Annotated in this window: 22 protein-coding genes; 16 read left to right on the top strand and 6 right to left on the bottom strand. The window is 41.1% G+C overall.

Features of this window, described 5'->3' with window-relative positions:
* The first annotated feature begins 7 nt into the window (after positions 1–7).
* From AC58PQ_RS12285 to AC58PQ_RS12265, 5 genes are all read left to right on the top strand, one after another.
* Positions 8–1,168 (top strand): cysteine desulfurase family protein, encoded by a 1,161-nt coding sequence (locus AC58PQ_RS12285; protein ID WP_497242231.1) that lies wholly within the window; start codon positions 8–10, stop codon positions 1,166–1,168.
* A 252-nt stretch (positions 1,169–1,420) separates the two neighbouring features.
* Positions 1,421–1,960 (top strand): RsfA family transcriptional regulator, encoded by a 540-nt coding sequence (locus AC58PQ_RS12280; RefSeq protein WP_497242230.1) that lies wholly within the window; start codon positions 1,421–1,423, stop codon positions 1,958–1,960.
* 55 nt (positions 1,961–2,015) lie between these two features.
* On the top strand, positions 2,016–2,231 hold the full coding sequence (locus tag AC58PQ_RS12275; RefSeq protein ID WP_497242229.1) for an alpha/beta-type small acid-soluble spore protein: 216 nt from the start codon (positions 2,016–2,018) through the stop codon (positions 2,229–2,231).
* Positions 2,232–2,515: 284 nt separating this feature from the next.
* The gene (locus tag AC58PQ_RS12270) at positions 2,516–3,706 is read left to right on the top strand and encodes an amino acid deaminase/aldolase (RefSeq protein WP_497242228.1); all 1,191 of its coding nucleotides are present in this window, start codon (positions 2,516–2,518) and stop codon (positions 3,704–3,706) included.
* Positions 3,703–5,022 carry a D-arabinono-1,4-lactone oxidase gene (locus AC58PQ_RS12265; RefSeq protein WP_497242227.1) on the top strand — a complete coding sequence of 440 codons (1,320 nt, stop codon included), beginning with the start codon at positions 3,703–3,705 and terminating at the stop codon, positions 5,020–5,022. Before AC58PQ_RS12270 ends, AC58PQ_RS12265 begins: the two co-directional genes overlap by 4 nt.
* On the opposite strand, the gene AC58PQ_RS12260 is transcribed toward AC58PQ_RS12265, so the two are convergent.
* On the bottom strand, positions 4,980–5,615 hold the full coding sequence (locus tag AC58PQ_RS12260; RefSeq protein WP_497242226.1) for a lysoplasmalogenase: 636 nt from the start codon (positions 5,613–5,615) through the stop codon (positions 4,980–4,982). The genes AC58PQ_RS12265 and AC58PQ_RS12260 overlap by 43 nt on opposite strands.
* Before the next feature lie 119 nt (positions 5,616–5,734).
* Here AC58PQ_RS12260 and AC58PQ_RS12255 point away from each other — a divergent pair, with 119 nt between their 5' ends.
* The 11 genes from AC58PQ_RS12255 (at position 5,735) to AC58PQ_RS12205 (ending at position 17,789) form a co-directional block, all read left to right on the top strand.
* Positions 5,735–7,198 (top strand): MFS transporter, encoded by a 1,464-nt coding sequence (locus AC58PQ_RS12255; RefSeq protein WP_497242225.1) that lies wholly within the window; start codon positions 5,735–5,737, stop codon positions 7,196–7,198.
* Between the two features lie 13 nt (positions 7,199–7,211).
* On the top strand, positions 7,212–9,056 hold the full coding sequence (locus AC58PQ_RS12250; RefSeq protein ID WP_497242224.1) for a hypothetical protein: 1,845 nt from the start codon (positions 7,212–7,214) through the stop codon (positions 9,054–9,056).
* Complete coding sequence (locus AC58PQ_RS12245; protein WP_497242223.1) at positions 9,053–10,123, top strand: glycoside hydrolase family 88 protein; 1,071 nt, start codon at positions 9,053–9,055, stop codon at positions 10,121–10,123. The genes AC58PQ_RS12250 and AC58PQ_RS12245 overlap by 4 nt, the downstream gene beginning before the upstream one ends.
* Positions 10,124–10,254: 131 nt before the next feature.
* Positions 10,255–11,019 carry a sugar phosphate nucleotidyltransferase gene (locus tag AC58PQ_RS12240; protein ID WP_497242222.1) on the top strand — a complete coding sequence of 255 codons (765 nt, stop codon included), beginning with the start codon at positions 10,255–10,257 and terminating at the stop codon, positions 11,017–11,019.
* Between the two features lie 21 nt (positions 11,020–11,040).
* A complete protein-coding gene (locus AC58PQ_RS12235; RefSeq protein ID WP_497242221.1) occupies positions 11,041–12,033 on the top strand; it encodes a GDP-mannose 4,6-dehydratase in 993 nt (330 codons plus the stop codon).
* Between the two features lie 28 nt (positions 12,034–12,061).
* Positions 12,062–13,156, top strand: a complete 1,095-nt coding sequence (gene rfbG, locus AC58PQ_RS12230; RefSeq protein WP_497242220.1) for a CDP-glucose 4,6-dehydratase — start codon at positions 12,062–12,064, stop codon at positions 13,154–13,156.
* 24 nt (positions 13,157–13,180) lie between these two features.
* The gene (locus tag AC58PQ_RS12225) at positions 13,181–14,092 is read left to right on the top strand and encodes a glycosyltransferase (RefSeq protein WP_497242219.1); all 912 of its coding nucleotides are present in this window, start codon (positions 13,181–13,183) and stop codon (positions 14,090–14,092) included.
* Between the two features lie 8 nt (positions 14,093–14,100).
* On the top strand, positions 14,101–15,285 hold the full coding sequence (locus AC58PQ_RS12220; protein WP_497242218.1) for a glycosyltransferase: 1,185 nt from the start codon (positions 14,101–14,103) through the stop codon (positions 15,283–15,285).
* A gap of 33 nt (positions 15,286–15,318) precedes the next feature.
* Positions 15,319–16,251: a phosphotransferase gene (locus tag AC58PQ_RS12215; protein ID WP_497242217.1), complete on the top strand. Its 933-nt coding sequence runs from the start codon at positions 15,319–15,321 to the stop codon at positions 16,249–16,251.
* A gap of 30 nt (positions 16,252–16,281) precedes the next feature.
* Entirely contained in the window at positions 16,282–17,457 is a 1,176-nt protein-coding gene (locus tag AC58PQ_RS12210; protein WP_497242216.1) for a glycosyltransferase, read from the top strand.
* Positions 17,458–17,582: 125 nt separating this feature from the next.
* Positions 17,583–17,789, top strand: a complete 207-nt coding sequence (locus tag AC58PQ_RS12205; RefSeq protein WP_497242215.1) for a hypothetical protein — start codon at positions 17,583–17,585, stop codon at positions 17,787–17,789.
* A 337-nt stretch (positions 17,790–18,126) separates the two neighbouring features.
* Here the strand turns inward: AC58PQ_RS12205 and AC58PQ_RS12200 are convergent, their stop codons facing one another.
* The 5 genes from AC58PQ_RS12200 to AC58PQ_RS12180 form a co-directional block, all read right to left on the bottom strand.
* Positions 18,127–18,723 carry an SMI1/KNR4 family protein gene (locus tag AC58PQ_RS12200; RefSeq protein WP_497242214.1) on the bottom strand — a complete coding sequence of 199 codons (597 nt, stop codon included), beginning with the start codon at positions 18,721–18,723 and terminating at the stop codon, positions 18,127–18,129.
* A 222-nt stretch (positions 18,724–18,945) separates the two neighbouring features.
* Entirely contained in the window at positions 18,946–19,326 is a 381-nt protein-coding gene (locus tag AC58PQ_RS12195) for a hypothetical protein (protein ID WP_497242213.1), read from the bottom strand.
* Positions 19,327–19,513: 187 nt separating this feature from the next.
* Positions 19,514–20,122 (bottom strand): HAD family hydrolase, encoded by a 609-nt coding sequence (locus AC58PQ_RS12190; protein WP_497242212.1) that lies wholly within the window; start codon positions 20,120–20,122, stop codon positions 19,514–19,516.
* Between the two features lie 2,178 nt (positions 20,123–22,300).
* On the bottom strand, positions 22,301–22,459 hold the full coding sequence (locus AC58PQ_RS12185) for a hypothetical protein (protein WP_497242211.1): 159 nt from the start codon (positions 22,457–22,459) through the stop codon (positions 22,301–22,303).
* A gap of 48 nt (positions 22,460–22,507) precedes the next feature.
* Complete coding sequence (locus tag AC58PQ_RS12180) at positions 22,508–22,945, bottom strand: DUF3888 domain-containing protein (RefSeq protein ID WP_497242210.1); 438 nt, start codon at positions 22,943–22,945, stop codon at positions 22,508–22,510.
* Positions 22,946–23,221 lie beyond the last annotated feature (276 nt).

Genomic DNA, 23,221 nt, shown 5'->3' with positions numbered 1-23,221 from the left:
TGTAGGTATGGAAACAACAGCGAGAAATGAGATTGAACATCAGCGTATTTACCTCGACTATAATGCGAGCACACCGATTGATCCAGCAGTGTTAGATGAGATGCTGCCATTTCTATATGGACATTATGGTAACCCTTCGTCTTCTCATTGGGCTTCCGAGAAGATTGATGAAGCTGTTCAACTTGCTAGACGTCGTATAGCAACATTGATCGGTTGTAAATCAACTGAAATTGTCTTCACCAGTGGTGGTAGTGAGTCGAATAATCATGCCGTCAAGGGAATTTATTTGGCTAATAAACATCGAGGCAATCATATCATCACGACGAAAATTGAGCATCCCTCTGTTATAAATCCATGTGTGTTTCTTGAATCTATCGGTGCAAAGGTTACTTATTTAGATGTGGATGTGTTCGGGCTAGTAAACCCCAAAGATCTAACAGCAGCAATAACCGAAGATACGATTCTTGTGACAATCATGCATGCAAACAATGAGACCGGAACCGTTCAGCCGATCCAGGAAATTGCTGAAATCACGAAGAGTCGAGGGATCATGTTCCACACCGATGCAGCACAATCTGTAGGGAAAATTGATGTGGATTGGTGTGATATGCAGGTGGATCTGCTTACAATTGCAGGTCATAAGCTGTATGCCCCCAAAGGTGTAGGCGCATTAATTATCAGAGAAGGTACGGTCATCACATCACATAACCACGGAGCCAGTCATGAATCTGGCCGTAGGGCGGGGACAGAGAATGTACCATACATTGTAGGTTTAGGAAAAGCGGCAGAGCTTGCGTATTTACGTAACGATCAGTTGGATATCCTGGCATTAACTAACGTACTTTGGGAGAGATTATCCGATGCTTTTAAAGATCGTATCGTTAGGAACGGGCATCCAGATCAACGCTTACCTAATACGTTAAATGTTAGTTTTCTTGATCAGATTGGACAAGAGATTTTAGCTCAAATCCCAGAAATTGCTGCTACTACGGGTTCGGCATGCCATACGGGAAGCAGCGCTATGTCACCGGTGTTAAAAGCGATGCAATTGTCTCCGGAAGTTGCGGCAGGGACGGTACGATTTTCTGTGGGTCGCTACACAACGATGAACGAGATTGAAGATGCATGTTCACTGATCATAAACCGAATTGGGAAGATGCAGGGCTAATTTTATACATAGAAAAAGGACAGTCCCGTTCCGAAATGGGTCTGTCCTTTTTCTTATTTGTTTATCTATGTTCAAGTGCGAAGAATTACAAACACCTAATCTATGATCTCAGAGCAACTTTCTCATTTAAATCGAATCTGAAAAAGGTCTACTTATAACGATATGCGGGTCTTTTATGCATGAACATTGAATAAATTTAATAATACAGGCAAGAATTCTAATAAATACTACTATAAAGAGGTGACTAGAGTTATGGGTGTCGGTGAAAAGAAACGTGAGGACTCTTGGAATGATGAACATGATCAATTATTAGCTGAAGCCGTACTATCTCATATTCGTACTGGCAGCACACAATTGGCTGCATTCGAGGAAGCCGCATCTAAAATTAATCGTACAGCAGCAGCTTGTGGATTCAGGTGGAATAAAGATATTAGGAAAAAGTATGAAAATGACATTCAGCTAGCCAAACAAAATCGTTTACCTAAGCAGAAGCCAACACAAAAAGCAATACAACAAGCAGTTACTATATCTAGTGTTAGTGCTAGTCTATCCGCGGATAGAGCAATTGAACAGTCTATTTCTTACAATGATGCCTTGCATCAGATCATTAAATTAGCCAATGAACAATTGCAAAAGTATGATGAGTTGCTTCAAGAAAACATAAAGCTTAGGGAAGAAAACAATGAATTAAAAGCTCAAAAACAACAAGCGTCTCCTGAAGTTTTAGCCCAAGAGGATCTTGATGCCTTCCTTCAAATAATGAAAAGAGCAAAAAGTTTAACTCATGTATAATATTCCTTAAACTCCACATGATAATAACACACCAAGAAAAGGAGTGAATTACATTATGGCTAACAACACATTGGCAGTTCCACAAGCAAAAGCAGCAATGGATCAACTAAAGTTTGAGGTTGCACAAGAGTTAGGGATTCAACTTCAAGCATACAATGGAAATCTTGCTTCACGAGATGCTGGTTCCATTGGTGGCAACATCACAAAACGGTTAGTGCAAATCGCGGAACAACAACTTTCAGGCGGCTCCGCAGGAAGCTTCAGACGTTAATTTGACGTTAGTTGTACGCATTGCCAAAAGACTACAAGCACCTATTCCTCCTGGGTGAATGCAGTCTTTTTTTATTTGTTCGATGACTACGCTTTTATGGTTTTGCAGGACGACTTCAGAAAATGATGTTATAATATACCTTTAACAAGGCAACCCATGAGGCGTTTCATTAAGTGAAGTGGAAGCGTATACATTTGAGATTGGTCGCCTATATAACGATATTTCCTACATAATCAAACTTTTAAAGACTAAAAATACTACTGCCTTAGGAAGGAATTCAGAGGATGAAGGGAACTTACGAGTATTATAAGCAGATTTTCGAACATGTACCGAAGCCTTTTGCTTTCGTGGATTTGGACATGCTGGATGACAATGCAAGGGCAATCGCTCGGGCGGCCGGCAGCAAGAAAGTTAGAATAGCGAGTAAGTCCATCCGTTGTATGGATGTGATGCGCCGAATATTGGCCATGGATGATGTCTTCCAGGGCGTCATGTGTTATACCGCTGCCGAAGCCGCATTCTTGGCGCGTCATGGTTTCGACGATCTGCTGATTGGCTATCCGCAGTGGCAGCCAAAAGCAATCGCCGAATTGATCGAGCTTATTGGTGAAGGGCGCACGATCACCTTGATGGTCGATTCCGTGGAACAAATCGAACACATTGAACGACTTGCGATTGCGCGGCAAGTATCCGTTCCGTTATGTATCGATATCGACATGTCGGCGGATTATCCTGGCTTGCATTTCGGCGTATGGCGGTCGCCGCTTACTTCGTGGCATCACGTACGTCCCGTGGCACAACGGATTATCGAGTCTTCGTGGTTGAAGCTTGAAGGAATCATGGGATATGAAGCGCAAATTGCAGGCGTAGGTGATAATGTTCCTGGGAAGCACTTGAAAAACGCCATCATACGATTATTGAAAAAGCGTTCTATAACCGAAGCAGCTAAGCGGAGAAAAGAAGTCGTGGAAGGGCTTCAGGATATGAACGTAAAGCTTCGCTTCGTTAATGCGGGTGGAACGGGCAGTATGGACAGCTCACGAGAAGAAGCGTGTGTGACGGAAATTACAGCGGGGTCCGGGTTCTATGCACCTGTCTTATTCGACAATTATTCGTCGTTCCGTTATCAACCATCGGTTGGTTATGCGATAGAGGTGGTACGGCGTCCGAAGCCAGATGTAGTGACGTGCTTGGGCGGTGGGTATACCGCATCGGGAGCCGTTGGCATAGACAAACAAGCGAAGCCGTATTTACCGGAAGGTTTGGAGCTATTCCCACTAGAAGGGGCTGGCGAAGTCCAAACACCGTTGCGTCTCCAAGGTGGCGTTCAACTCGCGATCGGTGATCCGGTATTTTTCCGACATGCGAAAGCAGGGGAGATCTGCGAGCGATTCCTTACTTTATATGCCGTTTCGCAAGGCAGCATCGTAGCTGAATATCTGACATACCGCGGAATGGGGGAATGCTTTCTATGAAACAAGATTCGTTGACATGGTCAAACTGGTCAGGCAATGTTCAGGCATCACCACAAACTGTGCGCTATCCAGATTCGATCGAAGCAGTTGTTGAAGTGGTTCGCATGTGCAGACAAGAAGGTCGAAAGCTGAGAGTGGTTGGAACGGGACATTCCTTTACGCCGATCGCGGCATCGAATGATGTGTTGGTTTCGCTTGATCAGATGCAGGGGCTTGTCCAAGTAGACCCTGAAGCTAGAACAGCAACGGTCTGGGCAGGTACGAAGTTGAAGCTGCTCGGGGAGAAATTGTTCGAACATGGATTGGCTCAGGAAAATATGGGGGACATCAATGTTCAGTCCATTGCAGGAGCGATCAGCACAGGAACACACGGCACTGGCCGCGAATTCGGTAATATGGCTACACAAGTGGTAGGCCTGACAATCGTCACAGGTACGGGGGAAGTTCTCGCATGTACGGAGGAATCGCACCCTGAATGGTTTAAAGCGATGCAGGTATCGCTTGGCGTGCTCGGCATTATTGTGCAAGTTACACTCAGGCTTCAGCCAGCATTTAAGTTGGCGTATGAAAGCAAAAGAATCCCGCTGAAAAATTGTTTGCAGCAGCTGTCCGTTTTGGCTGACGAAAACCGCCATTTCGAATTTTATTGGTTTCCATATGCAGATCCGTGCCAGGTGAAATTGATGAACGAGACGAACGCGGAGGTAACGAATCGAAAGGTTCGGGATTATATAAGTGACGTAATGCTGGAAAATACAGCTTTCCATCTGCTTTCGGAAGTGTGCCGTAAGCTACCGCGGATGAGTCCGTCCGTGAGTCGTCTTTCGGCATCTCAAGTTCCGGTGAGCCGGAAAGTCGATTACAGTCACCAGATGTTCGCAACCCAAAGGCTTGTTCGTTTCAATGAGATGGAATATAATATCCCCGCAGCAGCCATGTCCGCAGTTATTGAAGAAATGCGTGAGACAATGGCGCGCGAGAAGTTTAATGTTCATTTTCCAATTGAGTGTCGGTATGCGAAAGGTGATGACATCTGGCTAAGTCCGGCTTACGAGCGTGATTCAGCGTATATTGCCGTCCATATGTATAAAGGTATGCCGTACGAGGACTATTTCAAAGCCATGGAGCGCATTTTCCTCCGTCATGGCGGAAGACCGCATTGGGGGAAAATGCATTCTCTACAGGCTGCACAGTTGAAGGAAATCTATCCGATGTGGGAGCGTTTCTGTGCGATCAGGGAAACATTGGATCCTGACCGTATTTTGCTGAACGATTATTTGTTGAAGCTTTTTGCACCGCGAGCGATAATGAACTGAGCGCTGTAATAGGTTGTCATGATCAAGATATCCGCATATGAGATTGGTGTGACGAACAAGTCCCATGACAGAATGGAATCTGAAATCATGAACAGGACGCTGCCGAGGATAGCTAATTTATTACCCGTCATAATGGCAGACCAGCCCATAAGCGAGATAACGATAATGTAGAACAACACAGGTACCACGAGTCCAGCATTATCTTGCTCCGTTAGGGAGATCAACAGCTCTCTGCCCATTAAGCAAGAAAAGATGGAGATCGGTACGATCGAGGAGAAGCGTAACCAAGAAAACCGCCATTGAACGAGAAAACCAGCTGTATAGAACAAATGACCGATAAGAAATGCGGCAAGCCCGAAAACGAACCAAAACATAATCAATGCATCGCCAAGCATGCCGAAGAATAAGCCGATTAACATCAACCAATGAACGATTTTTTTGGCTGAGGGCATATGCGAGTAAGCGTAGTAAAAAATCAGACACATCGGAAGTAATTTGAATAAGAATTTAAATGCTTCATGATCAGGTCGAAGCTCAAAAATGTAAAGCACGCTTGTAAGTAGTATCGCAATCGGTAACCACCGTTTCATCATCGTACATCTCTCTCTTTCATATTGGAATAACGCTGTAATAGACGTATTATAGTGGCACAGCGAACATTTGTAAACGCTTTATTGTGGGACATTGAAGTACTATGAAGGAGAACGAAATTATGCACAAAGTGGGAAACAAACTGTCCAAGGCTGAAATTTTTACATTTGCTTCGGGTGATATATTTGGCGGGGGAGCCCAGCTCATCATCTCTTTTTTCTATTTGATCTTTTTAACCGATGTGGTTGGAATAAGACCAGTGATGGCTGGAACGCTAATCTTAGTTAGTAAAGTATGGGATGCCGTTAATGATCCCTTAATGGGTTTTATAACAGACAATACTAGGACAAAATGGGGTAGAAGGAAGCCTTATTTTTTCATAGGATTTTTCGGTATCATCATCTCGTATTTCCTATTGTGGTATCCGATCTCAGGCAACAACGAAATGGTCAAGTTTTGCTATGTATTGTTTGCCTATCTCCTATACTCAACCATTTCAACCATGGTGATGATCCCCTATGCGGCTATGTGTAGTGAGATCACCACTGATTATAAGGAAAGAAATACGGTTAATGGCACGCGGCTCTTCTTATCGCAATGCTCCTCTCTGTTATGCGCGGTGCTGCCACTCGAAATTGTAAAAATGTTTGGAAATGAAGACACGGGATATATGGTGATGGCGCTCTGTTTTGGTGTTTTCTTTGCGATTCCTTTCCTGCTTATCTTCTTCTTTACCAAAGAGAGGGTGATGGTGCATACGGAAAAATCAAGATTTACTATTGCGGCTTTAACTGCGCCTTTTAAAGTTAGATCGTTTCGAATTCTGATTATCATTTATCTGTTTTCGTTTCTATCTATGGATGTGATATCTACCGTTTTTGCCTATTTTATGAATTATTATCTGAAAAGACCTGATGAACTGAACTATGTACTCGGAGCCATGCTGATTACACAAATTGCGATGGTCCCCGTTATTGTGAAATTAGCGAACACGATTGGCAAGGCGAAAACCTTTATGCTGTCCACCCTGATATGGGGTGTTGGTATTCTCTTCATTGCGCTTCTTGGGCCCACATGGCCAACATGGTCGATTTACGTTGATGCCGTATGCATGGGATTGGGTATCGTTGGATGTATTATGATTCCCTGGATGATGTACCCGGATGTAACGGATGTAGGGGAACTGGCTTTTGGCAAACGAAATGCAGGTTCATTTGGCGGAATTATGACCTTTCTGCGGAATTTTTCTGCAGCTGTCGGCATTTTTATCATATCTAGTATGTTGGATTTTGCAGGGTATTTGAAACCCGAGGAACAAGTGGTAGCAGGTGTTACGAAGAAAATCATGCTAGACCAACCGGATGCGGTACTTATATGTTTGAAATTAATAGTTACTGTGATTCCTTTTGCCTTGCTGTTCATTACATTTAGTATGGCGAGAAAATACCCTTTGACTCAAAACATGCACGAGAAGCTCAATCATTATTTGGAATTTAAACGCGGTAATATCCAAGAAAGTCCTTTATCCGAGGATGAGGTAGAGGAAATGAAGCGTACACTGATTGGCGTTCGGACAGATAATTAGGGAGGCACCCAAGATGGACGAAGTAAATATGACGATTAAAATGGGGCCTAAGTGCTTTCCCGGTATAAAAGACCTTCATGAGGGGAGATCCATCGATGAAGAGCAAATTCATCACATTTGCGAATATATCGATAGCAGGTATGACTGTGCGGATTTCAGAATGGTCTCGATCATCCGGACCCTATACAGCTATAAGCATTTATTAAGTGAATCAACGTTGGAGCGGATACGGAAGACGATTCTAAGCTTTAAGTACTGGATGGACGAACCAGGCGTTGATAGCATGTGCTATTGGTCTGAAAATCATCAAATTCTATTTGCCTCGGTTGAATATTTAGCTGGACAGCTGTTTCCCAATGACATTTTTACGAATGCGAGCATGTCAGGACAGGAACATCTGGAAAAAGCAAAGATCCGCATTTTGCGTTGGCTGAAATATCGCTTTACCTATGGATTCACAGAATGGCACTCCAATACTTACTATGAAGAGGATATAGCGCCACTGGCTATTATGATCGATTTCTGCAGGGATGGAGAAATTGTGATTAGATCTAAAATGATCATGGATCTGCTGCTGCTTGATATGGGCATGCATTCCTATAAAGGTCTCTTCGGCGCAACTAGCGGACGCTGTTATGAAGCGCAGAAGAAAAATCCTATGGCTCAGGATACCTTAGAAATCAGCGAGTATGTTTGGGGATTTGGTCATTGTGAAACCTATGATTATACCAGAATCTCTTCTAACTTTATCTTAATGGAGCACTATGATTTGCCTAACGTAATCCGGAAAATTGGGCAAGATCCTGGAGACGTTATCATTAAGGATTCCATGGGGCTCGATTTAAAGGAGATCAAAGAGGAGTTTGCTGATTTAACGGACATCGATACGACAGGGATGTTTTTATGGGCGATGGAGAGCTTTACGAATCCGGAGTCTGTGAATATGGCGTTAAAAGTTTTCAATGAATGGAAGCTGCATCAGAATCCATTTTTACAAGATTTTAAAATGATCAACCACCCTTTATTAATCAAGCTTGGCCTGCTGCCATCCCTCGTTAAAATTCTTAATCCAGTGACTCAAGGGATCGCGATTCAACGGGCTAATTCATATACATACAAAACCAAGGATTATATGCTTTCAACTGTTCAAAATTATCATCCTGGTGAATTCGGTGACCAGCAGCATGTGTGGCAGGCGACCTTGTCGAATGAAGTAACGGTTTTTACAACCCATCCGGGGGCACCTGCGTTTGATGACGTCAACCGAAATTTTTCACCTGACTATTGGGTAGGAAGCGGTATTTTCCCACATTCCGTACAGGATAAAAATGTGCACCTTAGCATTTATAAAGTTGATCAACGAAAAGGCTTTATGGAAGGAAAAAGAGCTGAATTTACTCATGCGCACTTTCCTCAGGATAAATTTGATCAGGTCGTGCTGGAGAACAACTATTTGTTTGGTAAATTAGGTGATTCCTATATCGCTCTTATCGGGAAAAATGACTTCAAAGTTAACCCGGTTGATCCTTCAGACATGATTCAAGAAGGAGTTATCACCTACTGGATTTGTGAGTTAGGGTGCCAAGAGACCTTCGGCAGCTTTCATTCTTTTAGGGAGGCCATTCGCTCACGGAGCGTAAGTTTCGTCAATAATACCTTAAGGTACAAGGGAAGCCGTGAGATCGCTCTAACCTATAAAGGGGACTTTGTTATCGACGATGAGAAAGTCGCAACAGACTATGGCAGGCTGGACACCCCTTACGTAATGGCAGATAGAAAACCTGATGAGATCCGGATTGCCTTTGAGGGCAGCAGCTTGTATTTAAACTTTGATCGATGTGAAAGGACCCATGCATGATGGCGAGAGATGTTTATTTTCATAAGGCGCTTGCGTTAGCTGACAGTGTCGTAAAGCAATTTGAACCCAAAATGAAATGGATGTGGGGAGAGGCCCTCTTCGGATATGCCTTGACGGAGTTGGATGCGTTTATGGAGGAAGACAGGTATTTCCTTTTTACAAAAGCTTATTGTGATTACTATGTTGCTCATGAACCCCGTGTCGATCAAGCGGACACAAGTGCACCGGCGCTCATTACCTATGCCATGCAGAAGAGGACTGGGAATGCAGGGTATACCTATTTAACGGATAAAGTACTTAACTACATTAAATATGAACCCCGAATACTGGATGATGCCGTCAATCATTTGGGGAACTCTCCGGAAGGTAAGTTGTATCCCAAGTCCATCTGGGTGGATTCCTTGATGATGTTTAGTGTCTTTCCAATGCGATATGCTGTGGAAAATGGGGACAAGGAGCTGATGGACTTTGCAGCAAGGCAACCGAGACTCTATGCAGGTTATATGCAGGATGCCGAAGACAAGCTCTGGTATCACAGTTACTGGGTGAAGGCCAAAACACATTTCCCGAAAAGCAAAATTTTCTGGGGTCGGGGAAATGGTTGGGTTATTTGCTCGCTGCCTATGATCCTTGAAAATTTGCCTACCGAGCATCCGGAAAGAGATCGAATCATAGAGATACTACGGGAAACCTCCGAGGCTTTGCTGCCCTACCAGCGACCGGACGGGTATTTCGAAACGGTCTTCAATAAAGTTGGCAAAACCTATCGTGAATCCAGCGCGACAGCTCTTATTGCCGCTGGCTGGCTACATAGTGTTCGTAGAGGTTGGCTGGATCTGAAATATAAAGAGCTTGCCATTAAGGCTTTTCAAAGTGTAGTGGACGATTTTGAATTAGAAGATGGATGCGTCTATATGCCGGAAATTTCAGGACCCACGATCCCCGTGCCCGTATTTCCCTATGCGGGTTATAAATGGATGCCACGGGGCAGAAATTGGTCATATGGGATAGCTGCTGTACTTTTTGCGGCCATAGCGTATCAAAAGCTGCTGGATGAAGGTGAATAGATGGCGCGATGTGAAAAGGAAAACCGGGTTTTGCCCGGTTTTTCTTTTTTTGGGTTATAGGTATAAGCCGTTATCAATGGGGAACTGACCGAATAAAATAAAAAAATTAAAATAAAAATGGGGGGAAGCGGATGAAAGTAGTAATCCTCTGCGGCGGTAAGGGTACGAGGATGAGCGAGCTGACAAATGAAGTCCCCAAACCTTTAGCCAAAGTAGGAGACAAACCTTTACTGTGGCATATCATGAAACGATATAACCAATATGGATTCGATGAATTTATTCTCCTGCTCGGCTATAAAGGAGAAATGATCAAAGAATACTTTATGAATTATAATTGGAAAACGCATAGTTTTACATTAGATACGTCTAATGGCAGCATTCAGTTGCTGCAGCAGCCAGAAAAGTGGAAAATTACCTTTCTGGATACAGGATTAGAGACGATGACGGGCGGAAGGATCAAGATAGCAGAAAAATATATAGGAAACGAAACATTTATGCTTACCTATGCTGACGGATTAGCAAATATCAATTTATTGGATTTACTGGAGTTTCATAAAAATACTGGGGCCATTGCGACAGTAACAGGCGTTAAAAAAATTAGCCAATTCGGTACATTAACCGTTAAAGACGGAATAGCCGAATCCTTTCATGAAAAATCACAGAGCGAAGGGATCATTAACGGTGGTTTTTTTGTTTTAGAACCTAAAGTTTTCGAATACTTGACAGATAGTCCCATGTGCATATTTGAAGATGAATCCTTAAAAAACTTGGCACTAGATCGTGAATTGGCCGTGTATCTTCATGAGGGATTCTGGATGGCAGCAGATACGTATAAAAACGTGTTAGAGCTGAATGAACTGTGGAAACAAGGTAAGAATCTCTGGCAAAGTACGTGATTAAGAATGATGATGAGTCATATGAGACCATTTTGGAAGGATCGAAATGTATTTATTACAGGATGTACAGGCTTTCTGGGCAGGCATTTGATAAAAGAATTGACAAAGTCAGGTGCCAATATTACAGGGCTTATGCGGGGAAAAGTGCTGGACTCTTCTACGTTTCAAGAGGACTTTTGTTCTGAAATCAACGTGGTTCACGGAAACTTAGAAGATCTCTCCATCATCCAAGAAGCTCTAGAAAAAAATGGCATCGATACCGTATTTCATGTAGCAGCACAATCTATCGCAGGGACAGCAAACCGGAATCCGGTTCAAACTTTTGAAACCAATATACGCGGCACATGGCATGTATTGGAAGCTTGCCGGCATCATCCAGTTAAAAGAATCATTATCGCATCCAGTGAAAAATCATATGGTGATCACGCTAGTCTTCCATTGGATGAAAGCTACTCCCTTCAAGGGAGACACCCCTATGACGTTTCAAAAAGCTGTGCAGATTTAATCGCCCAATCCTATTTTTACACGTACCAATTGCCTGTTTGTATTACACGATTTGGAAATGTCTTTGGGGGCGGGGATTTAAACTTCAATCGGATTATTCCTCAAACCATCAACTCTGTCATTCAACATGTATCGCCCGTAATAAGGAGCAACGGCACGTTGGTTCGTGACTACTTATATGTCGAAGATGCAGTACATGCCATGATGCGATTGGCGGAAAAAATGGAGGAATCAGGGATTGCTGGAGAACCGTTTAACTTCAGTAATGAAAATCCGTTAAGTGTCTCGGAAGTCGTCACCAAAATACTGAATGGCATGGATAGCGATTTGCAGCCAATCATTCTGAATGTAGTTACCAATGAAACGCAACGGCAATATCTTTCTGCCAAAAAAGCAAGAGATCTATTGGGCTGGAAACCAATCTTTGATTTTGAAACAGGATTAAAAAGAACGATTGACTGGTATAAAGAATACTTCACTAACTTAGGGGAATTATCCGACCGGAAATGAAGATTTGGAGGAGTAAAGAAGGTGCTAAGTGATGAATAAAGATTTTTGGAAAGGTAAAAAGGTACTTGTTACCGGTCATTCCGGATTTAAAGGTTCTTGGTTATGTCTGCTGCTTTCTTCATTAGGGGCGAATGTAGCCGGATACAGCTTAAAACCTCCCACTTTTCCCAGTTTATTTGAATTATGCCATATAGATCGACTTGTGCCCACCCAATATGCCGATATTCGCGATCTCAATACGTTACAAGCCACTATTTTAGAAGAAAAGCCTGAAATTATTATTCATATGGCCGCACAGCCGCTAGTCAGAGCCTCCTACTTAAACCCTGTTGAAACCTTTGAAATTAATATCATGGGAACCGTCAACCTATTAGAAGCCGTGCGAAATGCCGTCCATAAAGGCATTCCCATTAAAGCGGTGATCAACGTAACGACGGACAAATGCTATGAGAATAAGGAGTGGCTGTGGGGTTACCGGGAACAAGATGCGCTTGGCGGATACGATCCGTATTCCAATAGTAAAGCCTGTTCAGAGTTAGTAACAGATGCGTACCGCAAATCATTTTTCCATACAGAGAAGTATGAATCTCACGGCGTGGCCATTGCAACGGCAAGGGCCGGAAACGTCATTGGTGGCGGTGATTGGGCGGCTGATCGCTTAATCCCGGATTGCCTGAGAACTTTATCAGAAGGTAAAAAAATTAAAATTCGAAGTCCTTATGCCATTCGGCCGTGGCAGCATGTACTGGACCCTCTAAGTGGGTACCTGTTACTGGCGGAAAAATTAGTTGCGGATGGAACGCTGTTTAGCGAAGGTTGGAACTTTGGACCGGATGATGATGGAGGAAAAACGGTAGAGTGGGTTGTCAACCATCTTTGCGCTAAATGGGGAAATGGTGCTGCTTATGAAATAGAAAACGGCCATCAGCTGCACGAAGCCCATAATTTAAAGCTTGATTGTTCAAAAGCGAAATTCAAATTAGGCTGGCATCCTAAATGGAATGTCGAATCCGCTATTGACAAAGTCATGGAATGGTCACATGCCTATCAATCTAATGATGACTTAATGGCCATTTGCATGAAGCAGATTAACGAGTATCAAAACTTAAAAATGGATGTGTAAATGAAGTCGAAATGAGGTGGTTTCGTGGACAATGTATATGGTTCCATTTTATCGAAGGGGAGGGTATACCAATTCCTAGCCCAGCTTGGTTCGATGCAAAAGGTGTCAAAAGAGGATTTTGATCTATTTGTACTTTGTGTTGACGACGAGGCATATGACATATTAAAAAAAATAAATAGGAAGGAACTCCACGTAGTTCATGAAAAAGAACTCGAGGAAGATGTGTTAGCTTTAAAAAAAACAAGAAAGGTCCATGAATACTGTTGGACGTTAAAACCAATTTTTTTAGAACATCTTATGATGAAACATCCTACAGCTACTAGATTAACCTATCTGGATTGTGATTTGTATTTCTGGAATGACCCTTCCATTATTTTCAAGAATCAACCAGAGTGCTCGGTCTTATTGTCTCCGGAAGAAAAATACAACCCCTCTTGGAGTGACAATTTTACGCGGTATATGCAAAAAGTAACCGGATATTATAACTCTGGCTATATAAGCTTCAAAAAAGACGAAATGGGTCTAGCTAGTCTGAAATGGTGGAAAGAGAAATGCATTGAACGATGCGAAATTGTACCTACGGAGGGTTTTTTCGGTGATCAAAAATATTTAGATCAAATACCAAAGTTATTTTCCAGTAGTTGTGATATTACAACCCCCGGAGTCAATATCGGTATATGGAATGATTTGAAATTTCAATTCTCAGAAGATGAGGATTCGGTTTATGTAAATGATCATAGACTTATTTTTTATCATTTTTGTGGTTTAAGAATTGTGAATAAAAATAAAATCGAGTTACTATTTAACCAAAAACATATTCCATTCATCTTAGCGTATTATCAACAAATGCTCCAGGAGGCAATCGATTTGACAGAACAAATCGACCCAACTTTCAGCGGATATGCCTCTGAAGAAGATTTGAAACGATATTGGTAGGTGAGAAAATGAAAGCAAGTATTATTATCCCGTCCTATAATGCAAAACACCGGTTATATCTAAACCTGCTCTCCCTAACGTACCAAGATTACCTACATCAGGATTATGAAGTCATTGTGGTCGACAATGGTTCGACAGATGACACGACTGATATGCTTTCCAAATTCAAAGCGAACTTCCCACTAATAACCGTACGAATTGAACAGAATAAGGGAATTGCCTATGGAAGGAACCAAGGCATATTAAAGGCTGCCGGAGATATTTTGATATTCCATGATAGTGATATGATCGCGTCAAAAGACTATGTTAGAAAGCATATCGAGGCACATCAGATAAAAAACCAGGTGGTTTGTGGTTTATGTTGGCGAAGAATTTACAGCTTCTATTATAAAAGTTTTAAATCCTTTCACCAGCAGCTATTTAAAAAGTTAAACAATCCATATCCTGAGATTCAACGTGTAAACGAGCATATATATCAACTCATTTCTGAGAAGCAGATCAAAGATGGCTCGTTTATGAACTATACGTTCGATTTTGATAACCTTATGTTCTTTTCCTATTTAAAAGATACAGTTCAAACCTATGGGGAGAATTTAAAGGGTTACCATTTTCCATGGAGATATTTCCTAACTAATAACGCATCCGTTGAACGTAAAAGAGTTGTGGAACTGGGTTTATTTGATGAGAATAATCCGAATTGGGGATTTGAAGACTTTGATTTAGGCTATAGGCTCTACAAAATCGGAAGTGAATTTGCGGTCAGACACGATATCATTAGTGCCCATCAAGAACATGAACGAAATTATACAACCAAGGAAATTAAATTAAGTACCGACTATTGGTTTGAAAAATATAACGACATCCATTGTATAGATATGCTATTAAGCCTATTATTTGATATCGCAGCCATTTTTCCCCCCATGCAACCGATTATCGACCCCAGTCATTTAAACGAGTTAATGGAAGAAATAAATGAGATGCATACACAAGATGAACTCCAAGGTCTCTTGGAACTTTTTCGGGAAATGCTGCAACATGCAAAAAATAACTATTTGAACCATATGGAGCTGGAGCTTACGCCAATCCATTCGGATATATTTTATAACGTGGTTCTTGAACTTAATGAGAAATATGGCCTGATTCATTTTTCTAAAGCGCTAGTTATCTTGCATCAATATATTTCTAAGCCGTAAAATGGAGGTTTTTCAAAGCGAAGGGGGCTCTATATGGACTATCCATTAAATGATCTCCAATCGATCTGCAGTGAATTTGATATTGGAGACTTCATCTCCGTTGAAGGTAAACTTGGCGGATATGTCAATACGAATATAAAGATCAAAACGAAAAAAGGCTTTTTTGTCATTAGAATCTATCGAGAAAAAGTTGACCCCGAACGCATTCACTATGCACACGAGACTGTTTCGTTTCTACGTTCATCCGATCTGCCGGCATTGATGCCATTACAAAATAAACTTGGAAGCTATTTTTCAATGAGTAATGAGTATTTTATAGAAGTGACACCGTTCGTAGATGCGCATCATTTTCAGTGGCTTCCGACGCAAGCCTATTTCAGTGGGAACATGCTGCGAAACATGCACCAAACACTTATGCATGTTAAAAAAGATCCTCCACCAAGAGAGTCTATCTATCATTTTTATAATTGGAGCGTGTTAGAAGACACGCCAAAATTGCAGTCCCTTTACAAATGGACGCCTCACCATATAGCCCAAATTTATCAAATGAATGATTTGATCCTAAAATATGGCCAGAATTTAGAAGACGTTCCCGCAAATCTACCAACAACGATTTTACATGGAGATTGGAACCCAGGGAATCAACTTTACCAAGAAAACGGAGAAGTGTGCTGTATATTAGACTTCGATTCGATTCAGCGGGGGGAATGTGTCTTCGATGTGGCCTACGCCCTTTATTTTTTCTTATTAAAAGAGAAAGGCAAAGTGCTAGTGAAGCCTTTTATCCAAGGTTATGGAGGGTTATCTGAACAAGAAAAAAGGGTAATCCCTAGTATGATTGCTAAACTCGGATTGTTTTTTGGGAGTTTTATTAATAAAGGAGATCTTGTGTTTGCAAAGCAACAGAAATTGGTGGAATGGGTACTCTCTCCCGAAGGGGTAAACGTGTTGCAAGAACGTGGTTAGTGCTAGAATGATTAGTGAGGTGTAACCTTTGTGAAAGGAACCATTATTATTCCTTCCTACAACGCCTGTGAGCGTCTTTATTATAATCTGCTATCCCTAAATCTTCAGGACTATCCACATGACCAATTTGAAGTCATCGTGATCGATAATGGTTCTGCTGACAATACGGCGAATATGCTATCTGACTTTCCAGCGAGTTTCCAACTTAAAATTGTTCGAATAGATGAAAATAAAGGGATTGCACATGGAAGAAACCAGGGAATTTCGAAGGCGGCAGGAGACATCCTCATTTTTCATGACAGTGATATGATTGCGGAGAAAAGTTTTGTAAGAAAACATATCGAAGCACATCAAAATGAGAATACGGTCGTTTGCGGGATGATTTGGAAGGAGATTTTTACCTATTATTATAAAAAATTTGAGGATTTCAGAATCCCTGAATTTAATAAAGTGAAAGATCAATTTGACTTCCAAACCGAAGATTTGGAACTTGATGTGCGGCCATTAATACCTCGAGAAAAGATTATGGATGGCAGTTTCATAAACTATAGCTTTAAAAAAGACACGCCTTTTATCCATTCTCTAGAAAAAATAATTCAAGAATTTGGATCAGACCTAAAAGGATATCATTTACCCTGGAGGTTTTTTATCACCAATAATTCATCAGTACCTAGAAGTAAAGTAGTAGAAGTCGGCCTATTTGATGAAAAGATTGTGAATTGGGGTTTTGAGGACTATGATCTTGGGATTCGGTTATATAAGTCTGGATGTCATTATAAACTCCAGGATATTGTAAATGTCCATCAGGCACATCCAAGAAATTACGCGAGAGGGGAAGCCCTTAAAAGCTTTGATTATATTTGTAATAAGTATAACGATATTCCACATATTGATATTGTTATCGCTTGCATCACCACATTTTTGCGTGGTTCTCTATCCATTGACGAAAAAGGGCTAAACGATATTGTGGAAGATCTTTATATTCTTCAAACGATGGGTAACTACAATAGACTATTGAGTTATTTTCTTGAACTACTCCAGATCAAAAAAGAGTCAGTCCTGAATAGGGTAAAGAATCAAGTAAGAGAAATGCCAATCGTGAGCATGTTGGACAGTGAACTAGAGCTGCAGTTAAATGAATTAGTGGGAAAAAATGGAGCATTAAATTTTGTGCATGCTTTTTTAGATTTGCAAAAAGGAAGTTAACAACCTTGCGCTAATAAAGTCCTTGAAAATAATGAGGGCTTTTTGTGTTTTTCGTAAGAAAGTTATCACAAATATCGTTTATATAGATGAGGAGCTCCTGAAAATAATGAAAGGAGGTAGTAAATATGATAATAACTGAAGCCAACATAGTTGAGCAGTTAAAACACAAGAATTCTAAGGCCTTAGATTTCTTAGTCGATAATTATGGCAATGTTCTATATAAAGTTGTATACAATGTTCTAAATACTTATGGGGATAAAGGAAGAATGCAAGAGTGCTTAAATGATGTTTTTTTGAGTATCTGGGAGAACATAAACATGCGTACCCGGTAGGTATCTTGAGTTCTTTTACAATCGGACAAGGTCGAACAGAACAATTGGGTTACATGTCTCCAGCGCACTTTTGAGCAACTGTACTGTATAAATTTTCCTTTAGTATCAGACGACGTACAGTTTTTTAAAACGAAGGGGGCTTTGTTAAGCTCTTAACTACTTCACAAAATCCGTATTTTATACATATGTATACAACACGGATAATCGCCTTTGTCGTCGTCGTGTCTAATGACACAAATGTGCCTACATAAATGACACAAATGTGGATCCGACCTCTAGCTTTTGTATTAATTGGTACGGGACAACTCTTTACCATACGACCTTACATTTGACCAATTCAATTCTTCGCTGTAAATACTAACCCATCCATCGCTGCAATAGTCAAAAATGTAGTACGCTCACTGTTATAAAAAAATGGATAAATCCCTTTATCGTTAGCTCTGTCATCTACCCAGATTTCACCATATGACAAACCATTCACAACTAGGTTAATTGACACACCACAACCATAGTCACTGATTCGTAAAAGCCCGGCAGATTTGTCAGTATTGAAATAATTCTTTTCCCAATCGGCATAATTTAAGTTCTTTTCATTCCAGTCGAATACTTCATTCCAAGCGTCAGTATAAGGAAACAATCCAGAAACATGATTTAGTTCATCTTTATGGTAGAGATCTGTATATACTCCATCATCTGGCCGTTCCAGCCCGTAAATGGGACCAGCTCCATTGCTTCCCACAAGAAGTAAAAAAGCTTTGTACTCGGCTGGCAACGTGACTTTCCACTTCCGCTCAAACCTCATTACTTCCTCATGGGTCCATGGAGGAGCAAGTAAATATCGGTGTTTGTTCGAGCCGAAAATAAAAAATGTAGAATCCATATTTTTGAGCAATGTGAGTTTGGCCATTATACTCTGAATTTGTGGTTGATTCATGTTTACATCACTACCCTTATCATTGTTACAATCTATTTCTGGGTACGTTCGTATTATCCTGCCCTTAGCTCAATGAAAAAGTAGCCGATCATTTTGGCTGGTTGCTCCAATAATTGTATTCAACTAACGTTCTGCGTTAGTTGAACGGGCAGCTCATTCACTACTTCCTAAACATAGTTTATATGGCATGATGTTTATTTGTATGTAGTCGCATTGCTTCTCTTAATCCAGCAAAAACATAATGTAAAATTGCCCGAAAGCAGAAAGCACTATAAATGGGATTATTAGAAATAGTATGTTTCTGTAATAGTCATTAGCATATTTTTTAGATAGAAGATTTAGCATGGGACTTAGAATTACCAAATTTGCAATTAACATCCCTGCTGCAGCTACTAGCGCCCCCATACCTGCTAAAAATCCATGACTATAGTAATCCGGAAACCATCGTTCATATAGTTTAAAAAGTAAGATTGGAAGGCCAATCGAAACAATGACTTCGACGCACACGATAACTACTTTGTTTTCGCTCGTTGATATAGTTTTAGTTATTCCAGCAACTACTAGAGTAAATAAACTCAGGATAATAACAATAAATACAAACATGTACCATCACCTGTCTCCTAATAATAATCAATCATTAATAGGCTTAGTGTAGGCTACATTCAAAAAAATTCACAGTCATACTTTTTTATAGTACCACTCCACTTCGCTAATAACCGACTATTCGAGCGCTAGCTCAGCGAACAAAAAACGGATGCATCGGCATCCGCTGTTCCGCTATCGTTCTGCGTTAGCTTAATACGAATTGGGTTAATTCTCCTAAATTATCAATAATTACGTCGGCATCCGCTCGGCTCGCTCTTATATCGTTTTCAGGATGGTCACCCACAAATAGAGATTCTTCTGCTTCCACTCCGAGTTTAGACAATGCTCTAATAAAAATTGCTGGGTCAGGCTTACGTAAACCTTCCCATTCTGAAATAAGAACTTCATCGAATAAATGACCGATACCCAGTGATTTGAAATTATCATACTGAAATTGCCCATAACCGTTAGAAACAAGCGCTATCTTAACTCCGCTGTTCCTTAGCTCAGAAATCATATCCATCAAATTACTAAAGCCAACACAATGTCTTTGAAAACCATTCAAATAATCGTTTAGAAGCTCTGTCCATTCTACTCCCAGGATAGAAAATTCTTCAATAAGTTGTTGATAAACTTTATCTTTCCAAACGTATCCATGATTATCGAGCTCAATAAAGCGTTGCACAAAAACCTCTTTATCAACAACTTGAAATTGTGAATACCTTTCGTACTGGTCACGAACAAAAAAAGCAAGTGATGTAACACGGTCTAATAATGTACCGTCTAAATCAAAAAGCACCGCTTTAAATCTCACAATCATTCAACTCCCCATATAACTTTTTTATTTAATTATTCGCGGAAACGTCATTAGTACCTGCTCTCATTGAATTATTAACTAACCTGCCCGTTAGTTGAGCGCTTAGGGTTATTTTGTTGGCAAGTGGAGAATCTCTTGAGTGATTCGACCCGATCCAAAAATCGATCTCTTATAATGTAGGTGAATTTGTGTCGTCAGACTACAATGTTGGGACATTTGTGCATTTTTAGATGACACAAATCTTCCTACATAAAAATAAAAAAGCCTGATTCCTCAGGCATTTGGATTTGAAATTATGTAGGCACATTTGTGTCATTGGACATCATGCCTACATTTCTTTTCATCAAGAGTTCATCTAGTTTCGGGTCTCCCTAGTTCCAGATACAACTTTCTCTACATGCCGTTCCCCATACACCGGAGAGTTCTTCTGCGCTGCGGTTCCAAGATCTTCGCGCATTCTATGGCCTTCGCCGGGGCAAGACGTGGCTCGGCTCCCTCTTGTCCCTTACGGGTTCAGTTTCACGATGCGGTAGGATTCACTTCATTACGGCCTGCAGATTTGCTTCATCACGATATTTCGTGACTTTTCACAGGGCTTCAGCCGTTGGATTTCGCCAACGTCTGCCTGCTAGCTACGAGGCGGCTTGGTCCTTACCCCGACTGAACTTGCATCAGTTAGTTGTACCTAGCTTGGCTAGGCGCGCACTGCCCGTTACTTTAATAAAAAAAGGAGGAGTCTGCAGCGAAACAGACTCCTCAACTATCATTTCCCTTAAGTTCAACAAAACGAACAGGTTACCACGGCGAACTGCTCGTTAATGATTGTCTACATCGGGTAAATGGTTTTATTTAATATGAATGAATAAAAGTAACAGTATTACCGATTTGATATATATGGTTTTGATCTGCATGGATGATAAGATAGTAGTATTCATCTCCATTTATAGTTACTGGTGAAGGATATTTAATAATTAAACTCCGCAAGCGGAGTTTTACCGCCGCTTGCGGTTTTTAGCGGCGAGCAGACGGTTCATCGTCTGCTCGCCGGGCGCGGGCTGCGGCGGCTGCGTGCTGTAGGCCGCCTGCGAAGCTTGAGATGCCGTGCCCAACCCTCACAAGGATAAATGCATTTCGGCCAGTGCCTTATTGCGACCGTTTCGGGTAACAGCCCCTTGCAACGTCCCTTGCTTTCCAAGTCCCTTACAGCCTAGCTATCTTTTCTGAACTTAGGTGCTTCCTCTAAGCCTGTGAGATTGATGCCACCATAGTCCGGCATAGCGTATTTCATAGGAAAAAGTTTTACTTTACGCCACTCACCCCATCTTTTGATGGTACATACGTTTCCATATGCTCTAACTTTAGACCTGTACATTCGGAAGTTCGTCAGTTCGCTTCTATGCGAACATTCTCACCATATCCAGTTTTTCAGCCGCGCGACATATCTGTTGGCATACCTTTCAAAAAAAAAGATGGCTCTAGCCTTCGTTCTGTCGAATCTACCTGTACTTCACACCTCATGCTCTGTTAAACATGACGCGCGCAGGAGTATTGGCGGGATGGTTTCGGGATACATGGTTCCGTCATTCCCATCCTCGGTTGTAAAGTTGAGATCACTGCTGTAATCTCCTGCTTTTCACACTATGTGGTGCTTATAGCAGAACTTGTCGTACTTATCCGTTAGCGTAGTGATGCGATGCTGTTAGCTAGTGCAGGATTCTCTGCTGATTCCGCTTCATCGACAAGCCTCGGACAGACAAAGATGCGATAGCCCGCAACGTGAATATGGTGTTATCTCATTTTCTACGTTTAAATAATTTACTGAGTTTTCTGATTATTATTGCTTCAGTAAATGTATAGACGAAAGAAAAAACAAGCAATAATGTTAAATCTAACATCCAATTCAATTGAATGTAGTCTATAACCTTAAATACTATACTAAGATAAGTTATAAAAAGTATTGATTTAATAATAAACTCCTTATTCACTTTCTCACCTTCTAAGCAACTTAATTTTCCTAACGTATTGAAAAATATAACTCTTGGAAAATTTTCCATATACGTGGTATTCGTGAAATGATTCAATTATCCTGCCCGATAGTTGAGAAAAGGCAACCGATCCAATAAGTTCGGCTGCCTCTTGTTGTTATTGAACTCTCTTTTTCCGTTAGCGGAGTAGCTATTTTTCAATAATTACGAGGGAATAGACCGTATTAATTCCTCCGCCCCCCATAGAACTTTGACTAACTACTTTCCATCCCTGAGATAACAATTCATTTAGTTCCTCTAAATTATTCTTTTTCTCGGTCAAGTAACTAACAATTATTGCTTTTTGCATATAGTACAACTCCTTTTAAACTTGTCATTGTTAAGCTATCGTTTCCCGTTACTTCAATAGATCTTGGTAATTGGGGGGGAAGTCGTCCTTATTCGGTCCTCTAAGATGTTCGAAATTTTTCAGTTCGACTCCAGCAGGTGAGATCCTATATGTAAAAACATCTTCACCGATTGGGATATGAGGTCCAACTGTTGGGCGCGCATCAAGTGTAATTAAAAAATCAAAACCACGGAAACCATTTACCCTTTCGGTGTGCGTCACATCGACAAAATAAGGATAAATATCTGGTGAGCCTGGTGCTGAAAGTACATCTGAATATACCTCAGCAAGCTTCTCTCGCATTTGCGGTAGTAAAAGCAACACCAACATGTCTTGAAGTTGCAGCTCCCTTGAGTCCTCAATTGGCTTCTCAGCAACTGCATTACAAAAAGTGGTTTGTGTTCCGACCATTGAAAGAAGGATTACAAAGCAAATTAAAACCTTCAAGATAATTTCTCCTTCCTATACCTAAATCCACCAATCACAACTTAATCTGTCCAGGTAAGGGAAGAGTATTCATTTGCGTAATTTGCCCGTTAGCTCAACGCCTAGCAGGACATATGTACAAAAACCATTATTTTGTGATCATGTAACCAGAAAATGTCTTGTAGAGTCCTTTGTGTTCTTCTGAGAAGGTTTTGTTTAGGGACATGGACACAAAATTGGGTGTTTTGTTCAGATGTCCTTTATTGAGCAACCACTAACTGCTCATGCTGCTCGATT

This window comes from Paenibacillus sp. J22P143 (genome assembly GCF_059692035.1).
Note: the sequence above shows the minus strand (reverse complement) of the source record. Positions and strands in the feature narration are given on the sequence as shown.

What these genes read in the sequence shown, in the direction of transcription:
- AC58PQ_RS12265 (WP_497242227.1), top strand. Translation starts at nt 3,703, where the DNA reads ATGAAACAAGATTCGTTGACATGGTCAAACTGGTCAGGCAATGTTCAG.
- AC58PQ_RS12195 (WP_497242213.1), bottom strand. Translation starts at nt 19,326, where the DNA reads ATGTTTGTATTTATTGTTATTATCCTGAGTTTATTTACTCTAGTAGTT.
- AC58PQ_RS12280 (WP_497242230.1), top strand. Translation starts at nt 1,421, where the DNA reads ATGGGTGTCGGTGAAAAGAAACGTGAGGACTCTTGGAATGATGAACAT.
- AC58PQ_RS12270 (WP_497242228.1), top strand. Translation starts at nt 2,516, where the DNA reads ATGAAGGGAACTTACGAGTATTATAAGCAGATTTTCGAACATGTACCG.
- AC58PQ_RS12200 (WP_497242214.1), bottom strand. Translation starts at nt 18,723, where the DNA reads ATGAATCAACCACAAATTCAGAGTATAATGGCCAAACTCACATTGCTC.
- AC58PQ_RS12240 (WP_497242222.1), top strand. Translation starts at nt 10,255, where the DNA reads ATGAAAGTAGTAATCCTCTGCGGCGGTAAGGGTACGAGGATGAGCGAG.
- AC58PQ_RS12215 (WP_497242217.1), top strand. Translation starts at nt 15,319, where the DNA reads ATGGACTATCCATTAAATGATCTCCAATCGATCTGCAGTGAATTTGAT.
- AC58PQ_RS12260 (WP_497242226.1), bottom strand. Translation starts at nt 5,615, where the DNA reads ATGATGAAACGGTGGTTACCGATTGCGATACTACTTACAAGCGTGCTT.
- AC58PQ_RS12235 (WP_497242221.1), top strand. Translation starts at nt 11,041, where the DNA reads ATGAGACCATTTTGGAAGGATCGAAATGTATTTATTACAGGATGTACA.
- AC58PQ_RS12255 (WP_497242225.1), top strand. Translation starts at nt 5,735, where the DNA reads ATGCACAAAGTGGGAAACAAACTGTCCAAGGCTGAAATTTTTACATTT.
- AC58PQ_RS12220 (WP_497242218.1), top strand. Translation starts at nt 14,101, where the DNA reads ATGAAAGCAAGTATTATTATCCCGTCCTATAATGCAAAACACCGGTTA.
- AC58PQ_RS12205 (WP_497242215.1), top strand. Translation starts at nt 17,583, where the DNA reads ATGATAATAACTGAAGCCAACATAGTTGAGCAGTTAAAACACAAGAAT.
- AC58PQ_RS12245 (WP_497242223.1), top strand. Translation starts at nt 9,053, where the DNA reads ATGATGGCGAGAGATGTTTATTTTCATAAGGCGCTTGCGTTAGCTGAC.
- AC58PQ_RS12275 (WP_497242229.1), top strand. Translation starts at nt 2,016, where the DNA reads ATGGCTAACAACACATTGGCAGTTCCACAAGCAAAAGCAGCAATGGAT.
- AC58PQ_RS12250 (WP_497242224.1), top strand. Translation starts at nt 7,212, where the DNA reads ATGGACGAAGTAAATATGACGATTAAAATGGGGCCTAAGTGCTTTCCC.
- AC58PQ_RS12185 (WP_497242211.1), bottom strand. Translation starts at nt 22,459, where the DNA reads ATGCAAAAAGCAATAATTGTTAGTTACTTGACCGAGAAAAAGAATAAT.
- AC58PQ_RS12285 (WP_497242231.1), top strand. Translation starts at nt 8, where the DNA reads ATGGAAACAACAGCGAGAAATGAGATTGAACATCAGCGTATTTACCTC.